The sequence below is a fragment of the Kitasatospora sp. NPDC059973 genome (assembly GCF_042737525.1).
Classification (GTDB): domain Bacteria; phylum Actinomycetota; class Actinomycetes; order Streptomycetales; family Streptomycetaceae; genus Kitasatospora.
Genome location: NZ_JBHWUI010000018.1, coordinates 39,692 through 64,156 on the forward strand (window position 1 = coordinate 39,692; position 24,465 = coordinate 64,156).

15 protein-coding genes and 1 tRNA gene are annotated in these 24,465 nt (G+C 67.2%); 7 read left to right on the forward strand and 9 right to left on the reverse strand.

What is annotated here, in order from left to right; all coding sequences use genetic code 11:
- Positions 1-689 precede the first annotated feature (689 nt).
- Positions 690-6,020: a sacsin N-terminal ATP-binding-like domain-containing protein gene (locus ACFWA9_RS07910; RefSeq protein ID WP_380384370.1), complete on the reverse strand. Its 5,331-nt coding sequence runs from the start codon at positions 6,018-6,020 to the stop codon at positions 690-692.
- Between the two features lie 374 nt (positions 6,021-6,394).
- Here ACFWA9_RS07910 and ACFWA9_RS07915 point away from each other — a divergent pair, with 374 nt between their 5' ends.
- The 4 genes from ACFWA9_RS07915 to ACFWA9_RS07930 all read left to right on the forward strand — a co-directional run bounded on the left by ACFWA9_RS07915 (position 6,395) and on the right by ACFWA9_RS07930 (position 10,547).
- Positions 6,395-7,756 carry a tyrosine-type recombinase/integrase gene (locus ACFWA9_RS07915; RefSeq protein WP_380384374.1) on the forward strand — a complete coding sequence of 454 codons (1,362 nt, stop codon included), beginning with the start codon at positions 6,395-6,397 and terminating at the stop codon, positions 7,754-7,756.
- Positions 7,757-7,916: 160 nt separating this feature from the next.
- Positions 7,917-8,432, forward strand: a complete 516-nt coding sequence (locus ACFWA9_RS07920; RefSeq protein ID WP_380384376.1) for a hypothetical protein — start codon at positions 7,917-7,919, stop codon at positions 8,430-8,432.
- Positions 8,433-8,442: 10 nt separating this feature from the next.
- The gene (locus ACFWA9_RS07925) at positions 8,443-9,270 is read left to right on the forward strand and encodes a helix-turn-helix domain-containing protein (RefSeq protein ID WP_380384429.1); all 828 of its coding nucleotides are present in this window, start codon (positions 8,443-8,445) and stop codon (positions 9,268-9,270) included.
- A 299-nt stretch (positions 9,271-9,569) separates the two neighbouring features.
- Entirely contained in the window at positions 9,570-10,547 is a 978-nt protein-coding gene (locus ACFWA9_RS07930; RefSeq protein WP_380384379.1) for a phosphoadenosine phosphosulfate reductase, read from the forward strand.
- Positions 10,548-10,583: 36 nt separating this feature from the next.
- Here the strand turns inward: ACFWA9_RS07930 and ACFWA9_RS07935 are convergent, their stop codons facing one another.
- The 5 genes from ACFWA9_RS07935 to ACFWA9_RS07955 form a co-directional block, all read right to left on the reverse strand.
- Positions 10,584-11,102 carry a hypothetical protein gene (locus ACFWA9_RS07935; protein ID WP_380384381.1) on the reverse strand — a complete coding sequence of 173 codons (519 nt, stop codon included), beginning with the start codon at positions 11,100-11,102 and terminating at the stop codon, positions 10,584-10,586.
- A gap of 190 nt (positions 11,103-11,292) precedes the next feature.
- A complete protein-coding gene (locus ACFWA9_RS07940) occupies positions 11,293-12,126 on the reverse strand; it encodes a phosphoadenosine phosphosulfate reductase family protein (protein ID WP_380384384.1) in 834 nt (277 codons plus the stop codon).
- Positions 12,123-15,734: an ATP-binding protein gene (locus ACFWA9_RS07945; protein ID WP_380384387.1), complete on the reverse strand. Its 3,612-nt coding sequence runs from the start codon at positions 15,732-15,734 to the stop codon at positions 12,123-12,125. The genes ACFWA9_RS07940 and ACFWA9_RS07945 overlap by 4 nt, the downstream gene beginning before the upstream one ends.
- A 2-nt stretch (positions 15,735-15,736) precedes the next feature.
- Positions 15,737-16,843, reverse strand: a complete 1,107-nt coding sequence (locus ACFWA9_RS07950; RefSeq protein ID WP_380384390.1) for a DUF4007 family protein — start codon at positions 16,841-16,843, stop codon at positions 15,737-15,739.
- Positions 16,844-16,902: 59 nt separating this feature from the next.
- On the reverse strand, positions 16,903-18,081 hold the full coding sequence (locus tag ACFWA9_RS07955; RefSeq protein WP_380384393.1) for a cysteine desulfurase family protein: 1,179 nt from the start codon (positions 18,079-18,081) through the stop codon (positions 16,903-16,905).
- Between the two features lie 548 nt (positions 18,082-18,629).
- Between ACFWA9_RS07955 and ACFWA9_RS07960 the strand changes: the two genes are divergently transcribed.
- On the forward strand, positions 18,630-20,948 hold the full coding sequence (locus tag ACFWA9_RS07960; RefSeq protein ID WP_380384396.1) for a DUF262 domain-containing protein: 2,319 nt from the start codon (positions 18,630-18,632) through the stop codon (positions 20,946-20,948).
- A gap of 182 nt (positions 20,949-21,130) precedes the next feature.
- Here the strand turns inward: ACFWA9_RS07960 and ACFWA9_RS07965 are convergent, their stop codons facing one another.
- Entirely contained in the window at positions 21,131-21,298 is a 168-nt protein-coding gene (locus tag ACFWA9_RS07965; RefSeq protein WP_380384432.1) for a DALR anticodon-binding domain-containing protein, read from the reverse strand.
- Entirely contained in the window at positions 21,299-21,844 is a 546-nt protein-coding gene (locus tag ACFWA9_RS07970; RefSeq protein ID WP_380384435.1) for an asparaginase domain-containing protein, read from the reverse strand. It lies immediately after the preceding gene.
- Between the two features lie 152 nt (positions 21,845-21,996).
- On the opposite strand from ACFWA9_RS07970, the gene ACFWA9_RS07975 reads away from it, so the two are divergent.
- Positions 21,997-22,548: an aKG-HExxH-type peptide beta-hydroxylase gene (locus tag ACFWA9_RS07975; protein WP_380384399.1), complete on the forward strand. Its 552-nt coding sequence runs from the start codon at positions 21,997-21,999 to the stop codon at positions 22,546-22,548.
- A gap of 198 nt (positions 22,549-22,746) precedes the next feature.
- Positions 22,747-23,940, forward strand: coding sequence for a tyrosine-type recombinase/integrase (locus ACFWA9_RS07980; protein WP_380384401.1), 1,194 nt, complete (start codon positions 22,747-22,749; stop codon positions 23,938-23,940).
- A 351-nt stretch (positions 23,941-24,291) separates the two neighbouring features.
- Here ACFWA9_RS07980 and ACFWA9_RS07985 read toward each other — a convergent pair.
- Positions 24,292-24,365 (reverse strand) — tRNA-Pro (locus tag ACFWA9_RS07985).
- Positions 24,366-24,465: the final 100 nt, after the last annotated feature.

Sequence of the window (24,465 nt, forward strand, 5' to 3'; positions counted from 1 at the left end):
TTTCGATAAGAACGGCCTCCGACCTGCGAAATTGCTGGTCGGGACGACAGGATTTGAACCTGCGACCCCTTGACCCCCAGTCAGGAAGGGTTCCCCTATTCCTGCCTGAAATGCGCCCGCACGCACGTCGTGCGTGTGCAGATGAGCATGTTTCGCGCACCTCGTGCGGCAGCGCGCATGACGTGTGGTCCCCAGCTGGTCCCCAGGTCAGGGGCTTGACAGAGGGTCCGAGTGGCGTTCATGTCTCCAGGGTAGCGCCACTCCGACCGTGGTTCCAGTGATTCCCGCGGATCGCCCAGAAAGTCACCGCTCAGGCGTCCAGCACTGCCGGGCGAAATCAATCCGACCCGACCGAAGTCCAGGCAGAGAATACCCATCATAAATCCCGGCATCCCTCACCCCCTTCGAGCTCAGGGAAATTATTGACGCTCGCCATCGTGCATTCCGAAGGCCGGTCTGGGGCTCGCCACCACCGCACCGTGCGTGCTCCGTGTTGTACGAGCCCAACAATCCACGGCCGACCGGCGGACGCCTTCTCCCGACCCGCGGCCCTCTCTTGCGAGCAGCGACCCCGTGCGGGCTGATGCTGCGCGATCAAGCTGCCCTACCCACCGAACGGGCTCCGAGGTCACCCTCGCGGCGTGTCGCCAGCGCGCGTCCCAGTCGATCGCGAGCCTCTCCTGCCCGGATCACAAGTGGTAGGTGAAGCGCAAAGCGCCGCCCTCCTCGCGGTAGTACCCGCGTCCCCGCGCGCCGAAGGGGTTGGGGAGCATGTGCACCTGGAGCCCTTCGGAGTCGAGGACCGAGGTGATCACCAGCAGCCGCCAACGGTCGTGGCTGGCATGCTGCTGGGCTGCCCGGACCTCGCTCTCCCCGAGTTCAATCTGTCCGCCCTGCCCCTGCGTCGCCTTGACCTCGAACATCAGGGGCTGCTTGCCGGAGCCGACCCGGAAGTCGAAGCCCAGACCATCGTCCCCCGGTGTGCCCGGGAACGCACCGCGACGGTTGGTGGAGACCCAGCTGCTCTCGTCGGTGCCGGGGTACTGTCGGCACAGCCAGTGGTAGGCATACCACTCGCCCGCGTAACCGATCGCTGTCCGCTGAGCCTGGGAGAGTCCGCTGTCCGCCCGGCCACGGCCGCCGCCCAGACGGTGCCTCGCGCCGCTCCCCCCGCTCCGCGGCGCGACCGGGGTGAGCTGGGCGAAGTGGTGACGACCGCCGACCAGTTCGGGCCGGGCCTCCAGCGCTTCGCGCAGTACAGCGGTCAGTTCGGTGAAGTCGCCGGAGTGCACATCGAGCTCCCGGCTCCCCACCGAGATGAGCCGTCGGGCGCGCTCCCTCGCTGCACGGGCCCGGTTCGCCTCGTTCCGTACCTCGTCCAGGTCCTCCGGAGTCAGCCCATGGCGGTCGAGGTCCGCCGTACAGGGCAGGTCACCCGGCCACTGCCCGAGCGCGGCCAGCCAGGCGACCACATCGTCCGGGCCCAGCAGTCGAAAATCGAGCGCACCTGCCGCCTCCAGCCGGGCGGTGACCTCCTCTCCCGGGTCGAGGGCCGACAGCGCGTCGGGCAGCGTCCGGCCGGACGCCGTCACCAGGGCGACGAGGTCCTCCGCCTTGCCCGCGATCACGCTCTTGTTCCGGCCGCGCGCGTGGTCGATCGGCGGCAGCGGGTCCCCCTCCTCCGGGACCGGCCCTCCCAACCGTACGACGAGTGCATCCTCGACCTGCGCCCGCAGCAGTCCGGTATTCACGACGTCGACGTCGAGGGCCCAGGCCGAAGGCGCCGTGATCCAGTCGAGGGTACGGAGCTCCGGCCAGTCGGCCAGCGGTCGCCTGGCGTCGAACTCTCCCAGGGCCGACCAGCGGAGCCGGTTCAGCAGCTCCTTCCGGTGCAGGTCCACAAACGCCCGGAGCGCCTCCTCGTGCGCCTCGCCGTGACTGATCGGCTGGTAACGCGGAGCCAGGGCGGCCAGGGTGTGGTTCAGCGCGCCGAAATCGATCCCGAGCGCCGCCCTGAGTTCGTCGGTCGACCGGGCCGCGCGGGCCTCATCGACGAACTGCTCCGCCGTCACCGGAAGTTCGCTCACACAGGAGCGCAGCGCAGCCGTGAGGTCCTGGGTGTCCCGGGGCGTCGGCTCGGTCAGCTCGTCGGCCTTCGGCCGGCCGAGAAGGTGCACGAGCAGCGGGTAGCCCCGCTGCAGGACACCACTGACGGCTCCGTCGATCCGGCGGCCGGTCTGTTCGAGCTGGTGGGCGGAGAGGCCGAGGGCTCTGGCGAGTTCCTCCTGCGCTGGGGCCCGCAGGTCGGCGTGGGCGTCCCCGAGTTTAAGAGCGGCCAGCTGTAGCCGGTCGCCGAAGCTGCGGTATCCGAGCAGGTCGGCCATCGCGACCGCAACCCGGGCGACCTCTCGCCAGCTTCGGTCGCTCTCCCGGGTCAGCAGTAGCGGGTGCTTGGCATCGGGCAGTGGCAACACTCCGTCCAGCCGGTCCGGCACGCTGACCGGCTCCTCGTCGAGGGTGACCTCCCAGTCGGTGTAGCGATGCAGTCGAACCTCACGGAGCGCGGCCGTCAGCTCGGCAAGGGCGGTGTCGCTCGGCCGGGGCGCGTGCGGATCGTGGTCGGCCAGTGCGGCCACCGCCAGGGTCAGCCAGGGGAACTCGTCAGCCAGCGGCTCGCCCATGACCGCCGGGTCCACCAACTCGCCGTCGACGGTCGCCGCGAACTCCAGGGAGTCCACGGCTCGGACCGCACCGGGGCAGGTCTTCTCGAGCAGGTCGCAGACCTGCCGGGCGATGCCGGGAAGCACGAGCAACGGCTGTTCCATCTCGCGGATCAGGCGGGCGGCCAGGTTGTCCCGGTCACCGGTGACGTACAGCACCGCGCTGTCGTCGACGAGGTCGGCGAGGGGTACAGCCACCATCCGGTCCCCGGCTTCGGCGAGCAGGACGCCGTCCTCCGGGAGTTCGGGGTCGGGCTGTGCGACGAGTTCATTCCAGGCACGCTCGTTGGCACGCTGGGCCAACGGCCAGTCGTCACCTCGGACCGCGCCGTCCTCCAGGAACCGGCCGAGTGCTGCGACCAGGCGTGCGCTGTCCTCCGGTTCACCCCAGGTGGGCAGGCCAGCCTCGCCCAGGCGGTCGCGGACCGGCTTCGGCTCGAGCAGTTGGCGCAGCCGCCGGTCGACCGTCGGCGCGAAGGCGGGCTCCTCCTCCGCTCCAGGCGGGCAGTACCAGGCCTCGGCTGGGCGCACCCAGCGAACCGCGCGGTCGGCGCCCCGTACTGGCAGCCAAGGCTGCCGGTGGACGAAAGCCTCCAGCGGCGTCCGCACGTACTCGTGGTTCGTCTTGCGGCTGCTCTCACTCGTCCAGACCGTCCTGAAGCGCTCCGGCGTCCACGTCGCCAGCCCTCGCAGCACGAGCCGGGCGTACGCCAATCGGGCCGCCTCGCCGAGCTGCCCCACGACCTCCTGGCCCGGCAGCCGATAGGCGTGGCCACCGTTATAGGGCGTCTGGGGGTACCACGCGGAGGACCATCGTCGCTCCAGGTGCTGCTCCCACTGCTCGTCGACCCCCTTCGGGAGGTTCGCCATCCTGAGAAGGTTGGCCGTCGTCAGAGCGCCGCCGTTGGCACGCCGCCTGGCCCCCTCCGTGACGACGGGTATCAGTCCGTCGGTGACCCCCACAGCGGTCAGGAAGTCGCGCCATTCGTCCAGGGTCTCGCCCCGCTTCGCCAGTGTCTCCGGCGGCGCGATCAGGCGCTTCGCGATCCACCGGAGCGCGGACGACAGCTCACGCCCGTCCGCCACCACCGTTGCAAGATCGTCCCCGGTCGTGCCCGTCCATCCTGTGCCGAAGGCCGCCCCAGAGGCCCGGATCAGCGCCCCGTCGGCCGAGGGTACGTAGAGGCCCACCGAGGACAGCGCCAGCTCTCCTGCGAACTGCCTCGAGCGCCACAGCCGGAAAACGAACCGGAGGGCCTGGAGACGCAGCTTCTGATCCGCACTCTCGACCAGAGCCAGCCGGACATGCTCCAGCAGGCCCTTGGCGTCGAACGGCCGGACGAGACCGGCCGACTGCAGGAAGAACCGGACCCGCTGCCGGCGCCCACCGTCGTCGTTCTCGGCCCAGCTCAGATCCGCGTGCAGGCAGAAGAGCCGCTTGCCGAGCACAGCGGGCACCGCGAGCGTCCCCTCGTCAGCCCGCTCGACGTTTCCGGGCTGGAAGAACGCCTGCCGCCGCTTTTCCCGCTGCCCTGGCTTATCGTTGTCGCCACCGCCGTTCGCGCACCGGAGCGTCCCGTCCTCGGCCAGCAGGATCTTCCGGCCGCGCAGCACCTCCCCGTCGTACTCGAAGAGCGTGGCGAGGTCCGCGTACAGGGCTTCCCAGTCCCGGACGGACTCGCCAGCCCGGGGCAGCGGCATCGTGGCCACGATCCGTTCCACCAGGTCCGCCAGCACCGACCGCGGGGGATCCAGCGGGTACCTCAGCGCTCGGCACATCGCCGCCAGTCGCCTGAGCCGCTCGGTGCCGACCTCCGGATCCACCACCGCGATCCCGGCCGCGTGTGCCTTCTCCGGTGTGAGCAGGGCGAGTTCGGATTCCGGCCAGAGAGTGGCACTCCGCGGTGTCGTCCAGCCGGCCTCCTGTGGAGCCCCCTCGATCCGCACCGCCGGCACGATGGCTACCTCGCCCAAGTCGCGGTCGTGCACGCGCCGGGCCGCCGCCGGCAGCAGTCTCGCGGTCGGGCCCGTCGACTCCCAGCTCACCAGGTCCACCGCCATCTGCCGCATCCGCGGCCCTGGCAGCCTTCGTAGCTGCTCGGACGCTGCCAGACAGGTCTCGGCCGCCACTTCGAACAGCAGCCTGTTCAGGGAGTGCTCATGGTCCAGGTCGGTGCGGTCCATCTTCGTGTAGAAGGGGGCGTTGAGGTGGCCGGGAAAAGGTGCAAGGACTTCTTCCCCCAACGGCAGGAAGGTGAAGGTCTGCCCACGCCTCGGTCTGGCGGCTGCCACCGGCAGCGCCACCTCCACCACTGCCGGCTCGGCCCATTCCCGCCAGGACTCGTCCAGTCGGCCCTCCTTGACCGCCTCCTCGACGGTGGACCGGAGGCGCTCGTCGTCCACGGTGTGACGCGCGATCACGAAGAGCCCAGCCGGGCCGAGATCGACCTCAGCGAGCGAGACGGCAAGGGCAGCCGTGCCGACGACCGAGGAGGGGGCAGCTGGCTTCAGTGACCGCTCGACGCGGGTCAGCTCGCTGACGGTCTCCACCGCACCGGCGACGCGCCGCTCCAGCACCAGACTGGACAGCCTGTCCAGGAACAGCATCACCGGAGCCTTGGCAGAAGCCAACTCCTGCATGCGGCGCCGGACTTCATCGAGCGAGGCCCTATTGCGCAGCGGGAGCCGGACCACCGTGACGCTCCCGGCTTCGGCCAGCTGCGCACAGGCCTGCGGCACCTCAGCCACCGGGTAGGGAATCTGGAACGGTGGCAGCTTCTTCACCGCTCGCCGGGCGGCCTCCCGGTCCCCCAGCAGAGCCGCCAGCTCCTCCTCCAAGGCGAACCGGAAGCAGTAGCCGTCCAGCACTGCCGGGCCGGTCCCCTCGCTGCGGGCGCTGTAGATCTCCGGTGCGTCCGTGATCTGCAGGACGCTCCGGAACCCCACCCCCTTGTTGCCTATGCCCTCGCCGATCACCTTCTCGCTGATCGCCAGGTTGCACACCGACTCGACCCTGGCCCAGGTGAAGGGGGTGCCACCGTTGCCGACCAGTAGAGTGCCGAACTCGCCGTCGTCCTCGTCGAGGAGAACGTGCACCCGACCGTCGTGCCGCTGCCTCGGGTGCGCGTCGTGGCCGTTCTGCAGCAGCTCCAGCAGGAAGCGACCGGCGTAGTCCCGCGCGGTGCTGAACGAGGCTGCTCGCAACTGCTCCGGCCCCCGCCAGCGCTTCATCCCCAGCGAGTCCCCGAGCACCTCCAACGAGTATTCTCGCAACTCGGCCGCATGCGCACCGTCGGTCACCGAACCCCCTCGACTCAGAATCCATCCGAAAGCTATCGCACGCTGGCGACAACGGGCGGCGTGAGCTGCGAGTTAGCTGACCAGCGCCCTCACGGCCATGGCTACAGCCATCTTGGCTCCGGCGTGCACAGACCGCCTCCTCAGCGCCCCGGCAACCCTTCCGAGCAGCGACCCCGTGCGGGCCGATGCTGCGCGATCAAGCTGCTCTACCCACCGCACGTGCTCCGTGATCACCCTCGCGGTGTGTCGCCGGGCGCGTGTCCCGACCGGCCGATCTTGCCTGTGCTCCACGCCCCGCCCCGCACGCTCTGCCGCCATACCCTCCACTCCGTAACTCTGGACACTCCATCACCAATCGGTTCGAGGAGGAGCCCATGGCGCAGCGTCCCAAGCGGGGCAGGGTGTACCGGCGGTGCGGCTGCACGAACGGGAGCAGCGGGAAGCAGTTGGGTTCGTGGTGTCCGCAACTGGCCGCCGACACCTCTCACGGCCGGTGGACGTACGCGGTGGACCTGGCGCGGGAGGAGGGCAAGCGTAGGACTCGGCGGCGGGGCGGGTTCGCGAGCCGGGCGGAGGCGGCTCGGGAGATGGCGCGGGTGTTGGATGCCGAGTACCGGGGTGTGTTCGAGGACCGGACGCTGCGGGTAGGGCTGTTCCTGTACGAGTGGCTGGAGGCGAAGCGGCCGGCGCTGGCCCCGAACACGTGGGCCGGCTATCGGGCGTGCATCGAGCGCGACCTGGTCCCGGCGTTCGGCGGCATGCTGCTGCTCGACCTGCGGCCCAAGCACGTCGACACCTGGGTGAGTACGCAGCTCGCTGCTGGCCGCGGGCGCACCACCGTTCACCATGCGGTGGCCATGTTGCGCAACGCGCTGAACCACGCGGTGCGGACGTGGCGGCTGCGCTACAACCCGGCCAAGTACTCCGTGCCGGCCAAGCCCCGTGCCGCCGTACGCGCCTGTTGGACCCCCGACCAGGCTGCAGCGTTCCTACGCCACAGCGCGGAGCACTACGCCGACCGCCTCACTGACCTGTTCGAGGTCATGCTCGGCACCGGCATGCGCCGCGGCGAGATCCTGGCTCTGCACTGGTCAGATGTGCATCTCATGGACCGCCAGCTCTTCGTCCGCTGGACCTTGACCGCCGTGAACAACGGGAAGATCCGCCTCGGCGAGCCCAAGACCGAGTCGAGCCGCACATGGATCAGCCTATCCTCCAGGGTCATGGCCGCCCTGCACCGCCAGGCCGCCCTCCAGATGGCTGCCCACCCCGACGGCCGCCTCGAAGGTCTGGTCTTCGCCCGCCCGGACGGCGAGCCCCTTCGGCCCCAGTGGGTCCTCGACCAACTCCGCAAGCGGACTGGCGAACTCGGCCTCCCCCTGATCGGTCTGCACGATCTTCGGCACACCGCCGCCAGCATCATGATCGCCGCCGGCGTCCCCCTGGCCGTCGTGTCCAAGACGCTGCGCCACTCCAACCTTGCCATCACCGTCGACCTCTACGGGCACCTCCTCAAGGACTCCGCTGACGACGCCGTCGTCGCCCTGGCCACTGCCCTTGACCGTGCGGATGCCCGCTGCGAGGTCGCCTCCATCGCCGCCGGCCCAGCCGCGCGCCGGATGCCTGAGCCCGTGCCAGCCCGAAGGAGGGCGGGAGCCGTACACGGCAGCGCCCTCGACCAGGCCGAGACCCAGCGCATGGCTGACCGTCCGGCCACCGCGCGCTGCGCTGCGTAAGGCTCTCGCTTTCCGTTTGAGCCTGGCCCGAGGTCTGTCGCCTGTCTGCGGTCGGAACTGGTCGGCTCGACCTGCTGAACGCGACGGCGCCTGTGGACGTACCGACGCCCAGGCGCCCCTGTCTCAGCTCAGCGAGGGCCCTGCCCGATGCTGCGGACGAATGCGCATCAACTCCGGCCGGCTCGGCAAGATCAAATCTGCCGACCTGGGCAGATGTGTCAGCGCCCCCATTTTCGATCATGCTTCAAAAAATCCTGGACGCTCGCCCCGCTTTGAGACGAACCCACATCAACGCACCACCCGGACCATGATCATCATTGCTGGAGCAGCCTCCCCGGCAGCAGGATCGTGGACACACAGGCGGCCTGACGGACCGACGCGTTGGCATCGGTCGACCGCTCCAGCCCGCCTCGCCGCCAGGGAGGAAATGATGAAGAACAACCGCCAGAACCTGACCCGGCTCCGTTGCTCCACCGGGACGCCCCGTTGGCGCAACCGAAGGATGCTCCAGCCGGCTCCAGTCGTCATCGTGCTTGTGATCGTGCTCCTCGCCGCGGCTCTGGCTCTCGCCGGCACCCCAACCACCAGCACCCTTGAGCTGCTGGCCGGTGCGGTCGCCATTGCGATGCCAGCGGCCAGGGAGATCGCGACCCTGCCCCGTGGTCGTCGTCGCTGAGGCGGCCAAGATGGGCCGACCCCAGAGAAAGCTCCACGCAGGTGCATGGCACCACAGGGCTCAGCTGGCACTCTGGCTCCGCGAACACAAGCGCCAGTCCGGACTGACATATCGCGAGATGGCCCAGCAGGCCCCGTTTTCTGCAACCGTTTTCTCTCGCGCAGCCTCGGGCCAGACTGTGCCCACGTTGGAGATCGTGGAAGCGTTCGCGGCGGTATGCAGAGTTGATCCCACACCCGGCCGTGAATTATGGAAGCGCGCACGGCACGAGAGGGCACGGGCGGCTGGGCGCGGGGTCAGCTCGCCTCAGCCAATGCGGCCCGAGTACATCAGAGACCACGCCACGCTTCGCCTTGCCTTGATCGAACTTCATCAAGCGATGGGAGAACTATCGTTGCGAGAGCTGGAGCGCCTCGCTCAAAGCTCAGGCGATAGGCTCTCTCGCGGCACGATCCACGGCGTCCTGAAGGGTCGCCGCGTGCCGACCAGGAGATTCGTAGGCTCCTTCGTGAGAGCGTGCGGGATCCCTGAGAGCGCAGCTGCCACATGGCTCGCCGGCTGGGACCGTGCGGAGCGCAGACGATCCTTGCAGGCCATGGCAGATAAGCCACGGACGTTTACAGAGGGGAACGCCGTCCGGTCATTTCGATATGACGCAATCCGCCTCCTAGAGAAATATCGAAAGGATGGCCTTCAGCTTGATCTCATGGAGGAAATCATCATTCGACACGCGGAAGAGACCCGCCGCCGAGACATCCAAATCGGCGAGTCGCAAATTCGCGGCCATGCACATGAGTCAGCCCCGCCCGCAATATCAACCATGGGCGAGACTGAATAATCGCCACAAATACCGACACCCCCGGCGCATTATCCGATCAATCGGGCGCACTATCAAGGGGGCCGGCCGCCGACCAGTCTGGAGATTCACAGGGCATGACCTGCGGTCGACACCGACACATCTCGCTCGACCGCAACCCCCTGGCCGACCCACAGGCCCGGCCCGGCCATGACCGGCCCGCGACCACGGGCGCTCGCTAGCTAGCTGGCGGCCGACCCCGTCGCCGGGCCAGCACCTTGAGACAGTCCGTCGGTAGCGCCAAGCCGGGCAGCCGCCTTGCGCACTCGCAGGTCCACTCGATGTCCCGCTTCGCCATCCAAGGGATCGGCGGTGCGGGACATCGAGTCACGCGAGATGAACACTTGATTTATTTGATCATCATCCATAGAGTATCTCAGGTTCGAGTGATCAACCTGGGAGTCTCCATGGGTCAACCGTCAGTAGATGCGATGTCCGGGCTTACCGACTGGACGGCCGGTCCGTTGAGAGCGGTGTCATACGGGGGCGGCGTTCAGTCCACCGCGCTACTCGTCCTCGCAGCTCGCCGAAAAATCGACTACCCGACGTTCTTGTTCGCGAACGTCGGTGACGATAGTGAGCACCCGGCCACACTCGCGTACGTGCGAGATGTCGCGGTTCCGTTCGCTGCCAGCGCCGGGATCGATCTCAGGCAGCTCCGACGGGTGCGGCGCGATGGCGAGTCCGAAACGCTGGTACAGCGCCTCAGCAGACCCGACACTCGTTCCATTCCGATCCCCGTGCGCATGGCGAACGGGGCGCCGGGAAGGAGGTCCTGCACAGCCGATTTCAAGATCAAGGTGATCGGACGATGGCTTCGCGAACACGGAGCCACGACCGGTGCACCGGCGCACGTGGGCATCGGAATCTCCGTCGACGAGGTCCACCGTGCGAATCGCAGGCGTAGCGAGCCGTATGAGCTGATCGAGTATCCGCTCCTGGACCTCGGGCTTCGGAGGACGGACTGTGTGCGCCTCATCGAGGAAGCGGGGCTTCCCGTCCCTCCGAAGAGTTCGTGCTTCTTCTGCCCATTCCGCACCGTAGGGGATTGGCGCCGTCAACGGTCGCTGGAGCCCGAGCTCTTCGCCAAGTCGGTGCGCATCGAGGAACTGGTAAACCGCCGCCGGAAGGCTCTCGGCCGCGATCCGGTGTACCTAACCCGTTACGGCCGTCCGCTGGCCGAGGCGGTAACAGTGGAGCCTCCAGTCGCCGTCGTCGACGACGACGGGTTGTGCGACTCCGGCTGGTGTATGACGTAACGTCATCGACGTCCCCGGCCGCGGCGTCCTGCCTGACTAATTTCCCGAGGCTGCCTTTCGGCCTCGCGGCTTCTGACTCAGCCGCTCACCGGCGAGCAGCCTTGCGTGTGCTTCTGCGTCAACCGTTCGGCCGCGGGCTTGAGCATCAGCGATGAGCGTGTCGAGCAGCCAGAGCGGTGACCCCGACAGCTTGAGGTCCTCGTCCGCAATCGTTCGCCGGTTTCGCCATCGAGCAATGGCTCGTTCGTCGACCCCCAGCACGAGAGCCGCTTCCTTGCTCCCGACGACCGCCGGAAGATCCTTCGGGTCCGCGAGACTGTATCCCCCCGGGATCGTCGCCTTGTACTGTGACAGCCGCCCTTCGGTGATCTCCCGACCACTGTGACCGTGGAGCTGAAGTACCGTGGCGAGCAACCAGTAGGGGTTTCCGGACGCGATGATGTCGGGCTCGCGGAGGATGCCGTCGGTCCGCCACTTTTGAGACGTCTGGCGCTCGATGCCAAACAGGGCGGCGATCTCAGTGTGGCCGACCAGGTACGGCAGCTGTGCGGCCATGACCAGTGTTTCTCCGGGGGCATCGTCTACTCAGGCCCGGCTCACGTGCGGGCCCCCAAACGATAGCGCTCTCTGGCGTGCCGTACTGGATCTTGGCGGCGCGGCCGAGTTGCTCCGAGCGCCATGGGTGCACCTGAGCCCCGTTGCGGACGGCTGTCGCCGGTCACAGCGGGGGCTCAGGTGTTATTCCTCAGAGGTGGCAGACCGAGCAGCCTGCCTCGTCGTCGTCCTCGTCGTGGGCATCGGCGAGGATCTCGAGCAGCGGTCGGTTCGGCTTTACGCGGGTGGCCGCCCTCTCCAGAGCTGCTTGGTGCTTGGCTTCGATCTCCTCGCGGCGATCGATCAGGTCATGCAGGGATTCGCCCTGGGACCAGGTGTACTCTCGGCCCTGCATCGCAGTGTGCCGGTAGTTGACCTTCTCCTCGTAAGCTATGGCCTTCTCGAAGAGGTCCGGGTGACGGTCCTTCAGCCCGACCCACTCGTGCTTGCGCTGGAAGAAGCAGAAGTAGCAGCCCGAGCGAGTGCGCCACTCGTAGTAGGCCGGCAGGCCGATGCCGGCCTCGTCGAGGATCTTGTCTACGCCGGCTCGGTCGATGCCGTCTTCGCGGAACGGGAAGACGGCGGTGATGTTCGGCTTGGTGCTGACGTACCCGAGACGGTTCTCATCTGCTCGGATGGCGACGTAGGAGATCACCTCATCGTCGCCGACCCACTCTTCCAGCGGCTTGATCTTCAGATTCTTGGTGCACCAGCGCATCTGAGGGCTGGGGAGGGTGCCCTGGTAGACCTCAAGCCAGTGGTCGAAGTCGCGGCTGGCGTTCAGCCGGACGATCGGCTTGCCAACTGCGGCTTCAAGGCGGTTGAGGTATTCGTATGTCTCGGGCAGCTCGGCGCCGGTGTCGCAGAAGAAGTACTCCATGTCGGGTACCCGGTCGCGCATGTGGATGGCGAGGGCTGAGGAGTCCTTGCCCCCGGACAGGCCGAGTACGTGGCGCTTCTTGGTGCCGGAGCTGGTGTCGCTCACAGCTTCTCCTTCGTCTCGGGGGCCGCGTCGGTGCCGGCGGCGGCCAGGCGTTCGGCAAGGGCGGCGAGCAGAATGCGGGCGCCGTCCGGGCCGAGCGCCTCTTCAGCCTGCCTGATGACACTGACAACGAGCTTGTCAGCTGCCTTGCGTGACTGCTTCGGCACGTGGATGAGGGTGCGTTCCTCGGTGCCCTGGGGGGTGGTGAGCGTGAGAAGGCGGGTGTCGATCTGCCGCGGGGAGGCCGGCTTCTGGGCGACCTCCGGCTCGTCGTTTGTCTCGTAGAGGTGGCTGACTCGGTCGAGGGCGCGGGCGACCTCCTTCACCTTGGCCGGGAAGGCATCCGTGTCGCGGTCGGTGAAGTTGACGAGGGCCTTGTTGAGGAGACGGATGGTGATCGGCTCGAGCCAGTCCTCGTCTAGCAGGTTCTCGTCGAGTACGCGCGAGACGAAGCCCTGCAGGCTGAGTTCGAGGGGCGCGTTGGCGAATCCGCGAAGCCGTTCGGCGAGACCAGCGCGGAGTTCGCCGATCTCGGCAGGGAGGCGGAATTCCTTTGCAAGCGCCACGACGAGCTGCTGGCGCAGGGCAGCGCTCGCGCCGGACAGCTCATCGAGGGTCGCGACCAGGCCCGCGACGTACGTCTTGGCTGTCTGTTCGTCCTTGGCGGTCTCGGCCAGGACGGGCTCGACTCCTTGGGTGAGGGGCAGGGCGGTGAAGATCAGCTCGTCGGGGTCAGTGGCTTCCTTCAGAACGTCCCGGAGCTCTAGCGCTGGCGCGCTCAGGCGCTTGGTGGCCTTGGCGAAGTCGTCGAGGGCCATGTAGCGGCCCAGGATCGTCCGGGTGACGGCCAGGAGCATGGGGTTACGGGTCGAGCGTGATCGCGGCGCGGTGATATTCAGGGCCTTAGCGAGTCCTTCGACCACGAGGCGGCGCTGACCGCGGCCGACGGGTGCGGCCTTAACCATGAAGCGGTCCGGGTTGACGTTGAGCCGCTCGATGATCTCCGGGGTCAGCCGCTGGCAGTAGTTGCCGTCCTCGAACAGCGCGATGTCGTCACTGCGAAGGATCAGGGCAGTGACCATGAGGATCGGGACGACGCCGGCCTTGACACCGTACGGCGGGGCCATGAGCTGCTCGTAGATCTCGCCCAGAGGGGTCGGCCGGGTGGCCTTGGTCAGCGCTGCCTCGAGGGTGTCCCAGACTTTGGTGACGTTGGCCTCGGCGTTGGTCTCCTTGCTGGGCCTGGAGATTCCGTGGGTGAGGATGGTGTCGGAGTCGACGGCATTGCCGCTCTCCCCCGCGACGCGGTGGAGGCCGAGGTACTCGACGACTCCGTGGTACATGGCGCGTTCTGCGGAGTAGTTGTCGGGGTCGAATCCCAGGAGGTGCACGCCCGATCGCTGGATCATGGCGGTGAGCACCTCGCGGCGGGCTCGCGAGCCGTTGCTGGTGAGCTGGTGACGGCCGGCCATCTCGTTGCGGATACGCGGAGTGTGCGGGTAAACGAGTTCGCATGCCTGGGAGGCAAGGCTGGCGTAGCTGCGCGCTTCGAGAGCTGCGTCGGGCGCGTTGGTGACGTCGGCGGCGGTGTTCCAGAGGTGCCAGGTGGCCTGCGGGCTACGAGGGTTGAACGCCTCGTCGAGCTGCGCTCCGATGAGCTGGGAAATCTCTGCTGCGCGTTCGGCGATCTCCCGGGATGCGACGTGGTCGATGGTGTCGTCATCGAGGAGTTCCTCGAGTGCGACGAGGTCGATTCCGGCTTGAAGGACCCGCTCGGGGTTCTCGGTGACGCCGATCAGCACCGGAAGGGGCGAGTTGACGGCAGGCCGAGTGTTGAGGGCGCCGAGGTGGTAGACGATGAGGCCGTCGGCGGCGTCCTTGACCACCTCGGGGCCGTCGATCTTCTCGCCTTCGTGGCTGACCGCTGTGACGAAGTAGCGCAGCATTCCGGTCTGCTGGCTGTGCTTGCCGGCCACAACTGCGGCGGGAAGGACGGTGCCGAGATGCTTGCTGACGTAGTCAACGACGTCTGCGGGCTGGATCCGGGTGGCGACTTCGCGGACCCGGGCGTCGATGTCGACGTCGGTGCCCTGCCAGACGCGGTACTCGTTGCTGTAGGCGCGGTGAACCACGAAGCCGGCTTGGACGAGCTTGTCCAGCTTCTTCTGCAGGGCTGCGAAGCGGTCCGCATCGTTGGCGTCAAGCGGGTCGTTGAGCGCGAACTGGATCATGCCGGGCGTTGCGCGCAGGAGACCGTCGGCGTCGATGAGGTTCAGGATGCCGATGACCTTGAGAACTTCCTGGTCCTCGTTGGGTAGGCCGTGGGCCTCGTTGAGCCGCATGTCGACCTCGAGCCAGCGGCTGGCGTTCGACGAGGCCAGGATGGTGGTGCGGCCCGATGCGAAGAAGTAGTCATACAGCTGCGGCAGGCGAACCGTCGAGGCGCGCTCGGGCGTGTCCGAGGACAGCGTCTCCAGCGTCCGCCGGACCGTGTGGGGCTCGTCGCTGGCCAGGAAACCGGTGAGGCTGCGGTCGTGCTGCCCGATCTGCGATGCGAGCAGCGGGGCCGCGACAGCGGTCAGCGGGTGCAGGGGGTAGAGGCCGGCGAACATCTCGGCCGAGATTTCGACGACGGAGTTGAGCGCGTGGCCCTCCCTCCACGCCTTCGCGGCAGCCTCTGCCTGGGCCTCGATAAGAGCGTGGCCCGGCTCGGCAACTGCGGACAGGTCGAGACGGCGGCGCATGAGGTGGACGGCGTCGCCGAGGTTCGGCGCGAAGGTGATGTCCTCGAACCGGCCCTGGATCTTCGCCCATTCCTGGGTCTGGACGGAGCTGGATCGCGCCGCGTAGTCGGTGAACGCCAGGTGCTGGAGCGTGAAGATGAACAGCGGCAGACCTGAGCGGCTTGCTCCCTTCTCTGCCAGCATCTGGAGCAGGAAGACATCGCTGTCGGCGTCTCCGGTGTCGCCGGCCGCGGCGAGGTACTCGAGTGTCTTGCCGAACTCGTCGAGGATCAGCAGGACGGGGGCAGCGTCACACAGCACGGTGACGGCATCCAACAGGCTCTGCGCAGTCGGGACCTCCCGTTCGGCGCACGCGGCGAGGGCCTGGGCGACGGCCTTGGGGGGCCGCTTCTTCCACCTGCGCTCGACGGCGGTCTGCAGAGCCCGGTGAATCGTTGCGGCAAGAGGTTCACGACGCGCCGTGGCAACAGCGCCGAGGAAGCCGTCCGCGGTCAGCTCGTCCCGGACGCGGGACAGCCGCGCGGCGTATCCGGGGCTGGTTGCCGCAACGGCCGCTTCTGCCTCGGCACGGCGAGCCTTGTCGTGTCCGAGGAAGGCGTCGAAGAGGTTGGAGAGCGTGGACTTACCTGAGCCGTAGGGGCCGGTGAATGACCACGCCCGGGTACGTCCGAGGTCACCGACGGCGTTGGTGACGCGCTCGAGGACATCGAGGGCGCGCGCGCCGACGTAGGGCGAGTTCAGGTGGCGCTCGCGGACGTCACGTTCGAGGTTGGTGGACCGGAGCTCCGATCCGACCAGGGCGATGCCCTTCGGGAGCTGGAAGCTGTCGGTGCTGTGGCGGGAGCGCTGCTTGGTCTTCGTCGTCATGATCAGGAGTTCTCCTCGCCGAACACCAGCTCCTCGGCCTGCTGGGACGTCTTCTTGCGCGGGCTGCTCACCGAGGGCTTGGCAAGCCCGGGGTAGATCTCGATCCATTGCTCCGGGCTGGGGAAGCCTTCCCGATCCCGGACTCGGCCGTAGTACTCATCCAAGATGTCCCACGCGAGTGCCTGCGGGGGCTTGGTGTAGGCGAGGCTCCTCTGGCCGAGGGCCTCGACCAGTTGGAGGTCGGGGTGGTCATTGATCACGGACTCGATGGCCTTGGTCAACTCAGGCTCCCGCATACGGAAGGCGCGGCCCGGTGATCCCTCCTCCGCCGCGAGCCGTGCCAGCGTGATCGAGCCAGCGTTCGGGGCGAGCCGAGAAGCGTAGTCCAGGCAGGCGTAGGCGAGCACCGGCGCGGGCAGGTTCGACCGGGATCCGCTGGTGAAGCGCCAGGTCCGCTGCTTGCCCTTGCCCTGCCCCTCCAGCAGTCCGAGCTCCCTGAACGGGGACATGAGCAGGTCCTCGAAACTCCCCGGAGACAGCGGGTTGAACTCCTGGTCCAGGGCGTACATCTTGACCAGGCAGTCCACGTCACGATTGACCGACTCCGCAGCCCGCCACTTCTCTTCATCGAAGTTCTCATGCACGAAGCGTGTGATGACGCTCGTCATCTCTGCGGTCGTGACTCGGGAGCGGGATGCCAGGTTGAACATCACGTACCAGCTGGGTGCTTGGCACTTGGAGTCCGGTTCGGCGGAGAGCAGCCACCAGTGCAGCAGCCAGAGACTGCCGGTGTCCTCGAGGTACGGGTCCGCGCCGTGATCGTCGAGCAGCCACCGGGCGCGCCATGTCGGCGCGGACTGGCGTGCCTTCTTGGACGGGTCGGTGTGCGCGTGCTCCTGGGTCAGCTTGAACGCCTTCGACCAGTAGCGCATCGCGTTGACCATATTCCGACCGACGCCGAGGAGGACGGGCGCGTCCTCGCGGTAGAAGATGTCGGGGTGCTCCTTGACCTGCGTGTAAGCCTTGTGCATCCAACCGAACCGCGGCGCGAAGGTCTCGTGGCGGTTGAAATTGAGCTCGACGGCCTCAGCGAGCCGGCTGTCTGACATTCGGGGATGCCTCTCGGTGGTCAATCGCAGGAAAGAAGGGCTAATAGGGGATAACGTCGTCACTGTTCGGCGGTAGCGGCCATCAGCAATCGGGTTTGCTTAACTGCGGCAGAAGCGGCGTCGATTGCGCAGTCGACGTCCTCTGCGGTGGTGGCGTATCCCAGGGAGAAGCGCACGGTAGAGTCCGCGTCCCCACGGCTGCGGCCCATTGCCAGCAGGACGTGACTCGGGCCCGGCGCTCCCGACGAGCAGGCGCTGCCGTCCGATGCCGCCACGTGTGGCATGGCGGCGAGCACCGCATCGGCCGGCACTCCCGGAAAGGTGACACTGGTCACGCCTGGAAGGCGAGGCACCCGCGCTGCGTTGATCTGGCAGCCCGGCACGCGGGCGATCAGGCCGGCTTCCAGCTTGTCACGCAGCTCGGACACCCGGACGGCTTCCAGGGGCAGGCCGCATCGGGCAGCCTCTGCCGCGGCGCCGAGCGCGGCGATGCCGGCCACATTGAGCGTTCCGGCTCGCCATCCGCGTTCATGGCCACCTCCAATCAGAAGGGGGCGGTGCGGAAGGCTGGTGCCGCGGCGGACGAACAGCGCCCCCACTCCTTGCGGGCCGCCGAACTTGTGAGCGGACAGGGACAGCAGATCGACGTCCAACTCGGCAAGGTTCAGGGACAGCCGCCCGACATACTGCGTCGCGTCGGTGTGGACCAGGGCGTCGGCTTCGTGCGCGACCTTGGCGATGGGGGCCAGATCGGTCAGGACTCCGGTCTCGTTGTTTGCGAGCATGACCGACACCAGGGCAACGTTCCGCCGGCTGAGCGCCTCGTGGAGAGGCCCCAGGTCGATGACGCCATCGCCGTCCACCGGGAGTACGACAAGATCACCGGGTTCCTCTTCAGTGATCGCACGCGCCGCTTCAAGAACGGCAGGGTGTTCGACCGCGGTGGTCACCAACACGCCACCTCGGGCCCGCGCGGCCCGCAAGGCGAGGTTGTTCGCCTCGGTCGCTCCCGAGGTGAAGATGATCTCTCCGGGGGAGCAGTTCAGCAGATCGGCAAGTTGGCGGCGCGCGCTAACGACCCTGGCGGCGGCGTCTCTGCCGAAGTGGTGCATGCTTGAAGCGTTACCAACGCTCTTGAGCGCGGCCAGCGTTGCCTCTAGAGCCTCCGGGCGCAGCGGAGCCGTGGCGTTGTAGTCGAGGTACACGATCTCTGCTTCTGCGGCACGGCCCTCGACCATGTTGCCCCCTCGCTCCGGCACGTTCCGACTCTCACTCCTGGCGGCTCCCCTCGGCGGGATGACCCGTTCCACCAGGAGTGCACTGAGATCCTATCCAACCGGAGCGACTGCCGACGCGCGCTCACCCAAGTCGCTCGGGTACACACGCTGTGTCACTCACCTGTCGAGCGTCATGTCGGCGACCGTAATCAAGTCATCGAAATTTTGGGGCATATGCCAGATATGCCCGGTTTTTTGTATGCGATTTTCCGAGAGGAACTCATGCGTGTCAGTCGCTCGGTCTAGGGTGATCGCTGGTCGTGGACTACCCATTAGCGGCAGGCCGCGACGGTCAGGGTTGGGCACACCGAGGGGGACGGTTGGAAGCAGAGGTGCCCCTATCCGGGGACACGTGGCGAGGGGGCCGGCAGGAACCGCAGCAGCTGTGAAGTGTTCCAGCGACGCCGGGCCGCAGGCTGCCCGCGTGAGCCGAGGAACCGAAAAGCCGCGATAACGCGCGAAGAGAGCCTGGCTGGCAAACGGAACCGCGAAATGCACGGGAGCTTCATTTGGAAACCCGAGAAATCTTTGACGCCGCCCCCTATACCGTGGCGCAGTACCTCAGTGAAACCGGGCAGGGACTCTATATCCCGCCATACCAGCGTGCATACAGCTGGGAGTCCAACAAGGTCAAGCGCCTCATCGCTGACGTCGCCCACGGTGTGGAGCAGATCACCAAGTTCCCGGAGTCAATCTGCTTCATCGGCTCGGTAATCGCACTGCGCGACCTGCAGTACAGCACCGTGGATCCGATCCACCGACCGATGGTGCCCGCGAAGGTCATGAGCATCATCGACGGCCAACAGCGGATGACCACCCTTCTCCTGCTAACCACTGTCCTGCACGAAGAAATCAGCCTGCGCGCAAATCGGCTCCCCAAGAACGGAGGTGAGGCCCGAGACTGGTGTTTCAACCAGGCAGTCGATGTGACGGTCCGTCTCACCGACACCTTCGAGGAGGATATGCGCTACGGCGAGGGCGGCTTCCGTTTCTACCCTCGCATGATCCGCTCGTTCCACGACGTGTGGTCCCGCAATAAGGGCGAAGCGCAGTACGAATCCCCGATCGGGTACTACCTGCACCAGTACGGGAAGTTCCGCCGCGACGAGCCGATCTCCCAGGACTACAAGCACGTTCCCTTCGTCGAGGGCGAGGCCGAAGACGCCAACGCCCAGGCTCACCGGCATCTCGAGCTCACGCGCGCCCTCATCCGTCGCACGCTGCGCCAGGCCGTCTCGCTGTCGCGGCAGGCTCGGGAGGACGAGGCCGAGATCCCCTCCGCTCAGGCCATGGTGGACTCCAAGGTCCTCCAGGAGGGCCTGTTCAACAGTCCGTTCCCCGACTACGTGATCGACGCCGCACGGGAAGACGACCGCCTGGGGGCTCTTCTCCGGCTGATCGTCTTCGCCAACTACCTGCTCAACCGCGTGACCGTGGCGGTCGTGACGTCCAAGCACGAGGACTACGGCTTCGACATGTTCGAAGCGCTGAACACCACTGGACAGCCGCTCACCGCGATCGAGACGTTCAAGCCCAAGGCCATCAAGAACGAGCCGCTCAAGGAGTGGCACGACTCGGAGTCGTACAACCACTTCGACACCATCGAGAAGTACCTCGATGCACAGGGTGCGTCATCCGCTGACAAGCGGCAGACCGCAACGGACAACATCCTCATCCCGTTCGCTCTGCTCAATGACGGAACCCGGCTCAGCAAGCGCCTCAGCGAGCAGCGTCACTACCTGCGCACCTCGTTCGACAAGGAGGCCGGCCAGTCCGAGCGACGGATCTTCCTGCAGGCGCTGGCCCAGGTCACCAAGTTCGTCTCCGGCCCGTGGGCTCAGCCGGACAAGTTGCCGGAATGCACGGATGACGCGCTGCGAAAGCAGGCTGCATTGTGTGCCCAGGTGCTTAGCGAGGCCAAGCACGAGATCGTAGTCGCGCCGCTCACCCGGTACTACGCTTCGCACCGGCTGGCGCAGGACAACATCGACGAGCGGGCCCGTGAGTTCCTCACCGCCGTCCGAGCCTGCGGCGCCTTCTACGGCCTCTGGCGAGGCGCTTTCGGCAGCACCAATGGCATCGACAACAAGTACCGCAAGCTCATGGGCCTCCCGGCATCCGGCGAAGGTGCGCCGCGGTTCATGCGGTTCGGCCGGCAGCTCACCGAGGTTCCCCCGATCGAGGAGATGTTGGCCTACTTCCGCCAACAGCTCCAGGAGGAGGGGCTCGGCGAGAAGGACCGATGGGTGGCACGCGCGGCCGAGATCCCTGTCTACTCGAGCTCGCGGCAGCTCACCAAGCTCCTGCTCCTCGCGGCCTCCAACGACTCGACTCCCGACAGGGAGCGGCCCGGCCTGGTCACGATCGGCAGGCAGGGAATCCTGAGCACTCTCAATCTGGAGCGCTGGCATGACGAGGCGTTCTCCACGATCGAGCATGTGGCCCCGAAGGGGTCCGGTGCGAGTGGGTGGGAGGGAAGGCTCTATGACGAGTCGAACACCGTCCACGTGCTCGGGAACCTGACGCTGCTTCCCAGGGTCGAGAACTCCTCCGCCCATCAGCGCTCGTGGCCGATCAAGCGGCTGATGTTCCGGGCGCTCTCCGCGACGACTGTCGAGGAGGCGGAAAAGACGCTCGCACAGGCAGCCCACGAGGGCATCGAAATCGGCGAAGGGGCGGAGGCCATCATCCGCCGAGCGCGCTATCTGCCTCTGGTCGCAGCCCTCGCGGAGCGCGAGGAGGACTGGACCGTCGAGTTCGTGCGCGAGCGCTCCCAGCGGCTGTGCGGCATGGCTTGGGACTCGCTCGCCCCCTGGCTAGGGCTCTGAGCCGGGGACGCTGCAGTGGACTGCCGATAGCCCTCAACCGGGATCGATAGACACCGCCGTCACCTCCCCTTGGGATTCCGGGGCTTCCTGAATCCCAAGGGGAGGTGACAACCGGGCAACATGCACGAACGCAGCTTCGGGGCGGGCAGGTGATACCTGCCCGCCCCGAACCTCGTCCAGAGCTACAACCTCTTGGGCGTTCCGATGCCGAGGAGGTCCATGCCCTGACGGAGAATCTGGCCGGTGAGCTGGCAAAGCAGCAGCCAGGTCTCCACGACCTCCTGACTGGGGGCCTTGAGGACCGGGCAGTGCTCGTAGAACGTGGTGTACGCGGCCGCGAGGCTGTGCAGCTAGGCGCAGAGGCGGTGGGGGCTCGAAGGTCTCGGCGACGACGTCGATGGTGGCGCCAAACTCGTCGAGGAGGAGGCCGAGGGCGCGTTCGGCCGGCGCCAGGGCCTGGTCGCGGTGGGCAGTCGGGTTGATGCCTTCGGGGGCCTTGCCGGGGAGGTGAACGCGGCGGGGCTGGTGCTGTGGGACCTGCGGACGGTGCGGGCCGCATGGATCTCGTCGCCGAGGACGACCACGGTGCCGGCGCCGTGCAGTTCCGTGGCTGCGGCGGCGATGACGGCGGCGTGGATGTTCGCCGTGCCGTCCGCACCGGGCTGAGTGGGGTTGCGCTTGGCGCCGGTGACGACGATCGGCTGATCGGCTGCGTGCAGGAGGTCGAGGAGGTAGGCGGTTTCCTCGATCGTGTCGGTGCCCTGGGTGACCACGGCTCCGTCGCAGCCGGCCTCGAAGGCTTCGGCGATGGCGTTTGACAGTGCGGTGAGGTCGTCGAAGCCGAAGGAGGCACCGGGCAGGCGCCGGAAGTCGTGGACCTGCAGGTCGACGTCCAGGCGCTACAGGGCGGGGTCGGCGTCGAGGAGTTCCTGGGCAAACAGGGCCGGTACGACTCCGCCGGTGGCAGGATCGGTGGTCATGGCGATGGTCCCGCCGAGGGCAGACCTCACCCGCAGCGCCGGACAAGCATGATCTCCTCGCAGCGGCATTGGACTCTTCCCACAAACACGGCTTCGGTGATCTGCTGAACCAGCACGCGCCGATCATCTGCCTCTTCGAACGACGTGAAATACGCGACACCCTTTTCAGCTGGAGCATCACACGCCTTCCCGGCACGGTGTTCACTGACCGCGTGAACTCCCCGGAAGTTCTCGCGCGAGACCTCATTCACGAGGCCGGTCACCATTGGTTCAACGACGCCCTGACTGCGGCATCTATGTCATTTCCGGAGAATGTTGTTTTCTATTCACCGTGGCGGAAGGCAATAAGTCCCGCATTTGGATTCCTTCACGCCTGCTGGGCGTTTTCCCTCACTGCCATCTACAGCGCCCAGGTAGTCGACACGGCCTCTTCTCCGGCGCAGGGCTCTCTGCGCGACTACCTGACCGGCCAGGGTCGCCTCCTGTGGGACGCTCTGCCGGCCCTGGCCGACACCATCACCCTCATCACGAGCGTGCCACTGCGCGCCCAGCTGTCGAAGGCAGTGGAAGCAGCCTTGCGGTGCACACCGGGAGCAGTCCACCCGCTCCCCGCCCAGTAGCGGGTGCTCACCGGAAGTCGCAGGTAAGGCCACAAATTCCGCGCTGGTGATCGCATGGTGGTCGCAGTCGACCATCCAGACCTGAAATCTGTAGCCTCGCGGGCTGATTGAGAAAGTCAGGACCGCAGGAGGCAGACGAAAGTGCGCAGTTCGGGGCGGCGGCGGGGCCGCGTCTACCGTCGGTGCGGATGCCGCGACGTGGCTCGGCGCCAGCTCGGGGCCGGGTGCCCGCGTCTTGCCGACGAGGGGCACGGCACCTGGACCTTCGCCGTCGACACCCCCTCCCTCAACGGCCGCAGGCGCACCGTGCGGCGCGGCGGGTTCGAGGACGAGTGGCACGCCGAGACGGCGCTGCGGGGCTTCCTCAAGGGACGTCTGTCGGGCTTCGACGCCGACCCGCACGAGACGGTGGCCGCCTACCTCACCAAGTGGCTGAAGTCGATGGAGTTCCTGCTCAAGCCCACCACGTACGCCCGCTACCGCACCTATGTGCTCTGCGAGTTGATCCCCGTGTTCGGCAAGCTGCGTCTGGAGGAGCTCGCCCACGATCACATCGCCGCCTACGCGCACGAGCAGCTCGAGTCCGGCCGCGGCCGCCAGGCCGTCTACCACTGCCTGGCCACGCTCTCCAGCGCCCTCGGCACCGCCGTCCGCACCCACCGGCTCCCCTTCAACGCGGCTCAGCCCCTGCCCATGCGTCGGCCCCGCGCCGACGAGCGCATGCCCTGGAACGCGGAGCAGGCCGTCACCTTCCTTGCCCACTGCCGCAACGTCGACCCCGCCTTCGCCGACCTCTTCGAGGTCATCATCGGAACCGGCCTGCGCAAGGGCGAGGCACTCGGGCTTCAACGCCAGTGCGTCCGGATCGAGGACCGCGTCATGTACATCCGCCACACCCTCTCCGCCATCGACAACCACGAACTCGTCCTGACCGCACCGAAGACGAAGAAGAGCCGCAACTGGGTGCCCCTGTCGGAGCGCGTCGCCGCCGCCCTCCAGCGCGCCATGGCCAGGAGCACCTCCACCGACAACGACCATGTCTTCCAGGGCACGGACGGCAAGCCCCTCCACCCGGCCGCAGTCCGCCGGCACTTCCACGAGCTGCGCGAGCAGGCTGGCCTGCCCCACGTAACCATCCACGACCTGCGGCACCTCGCCGCGACCCTCGCCCTGGAGGGCAACGTCTCCATGGCGGTTATCTCCAAGACGCTGCGGCACTCGACGCTCTCGACCACCGCGAACATCTACAGCCACCTGACCTGGGAAGTGGCGATGGCCGCGGTCCACACCATCGAAGCCAGGCTCTGCCTCGTCGAAGCCCGCGCGCGCGGCGTTGACGTCCTCGCCCTCAGCGGCCCGGCACCGAACCCGCTCTTCAGCCACGCCGCCTGACGGCGCTACAGCCACGTCCCACGCCAGGGGCACACAGAACACCGGGCAGCCGGTCCACAGCTGACGTCCACTCAAGCAACCGCCCACAAACGGATGCCGCGGGTCTCACAGGCATGCCCGCCCACAGAAAAATCAACGTCACTCCGACGCCGAACCGCGTCCGAACGGCCTGTCAGCCGCGCTCAACTCGCCAGCGAAGGAGGATCCAGCCACCCTGAGACGCTCCCGAGTGCAGGTAGTGCCCTCCGGAGCGCGACGTGAACGAGCGTTCACGACCACACTGCGACCACCAACCACGAAGGCCGTCTCCGCCATCCGGCGGAAACGGCCTCTGACCTGCAGTGATGCAAGTCGGGACGACAGGATTTGAACCTGCGACCCCTTGACCCCCAGTCAAGTGCGCTACCAAGCTGCGCCACGTCCCGTGGTCTCGGTGCCTTCGGCGGGGCCTGGGGGGCTCTGCTGTGGGGCTTCTCGACCTTGTCGCCGTTGTCCCGGCGACGTGGAAAACAATACAGCACGTCG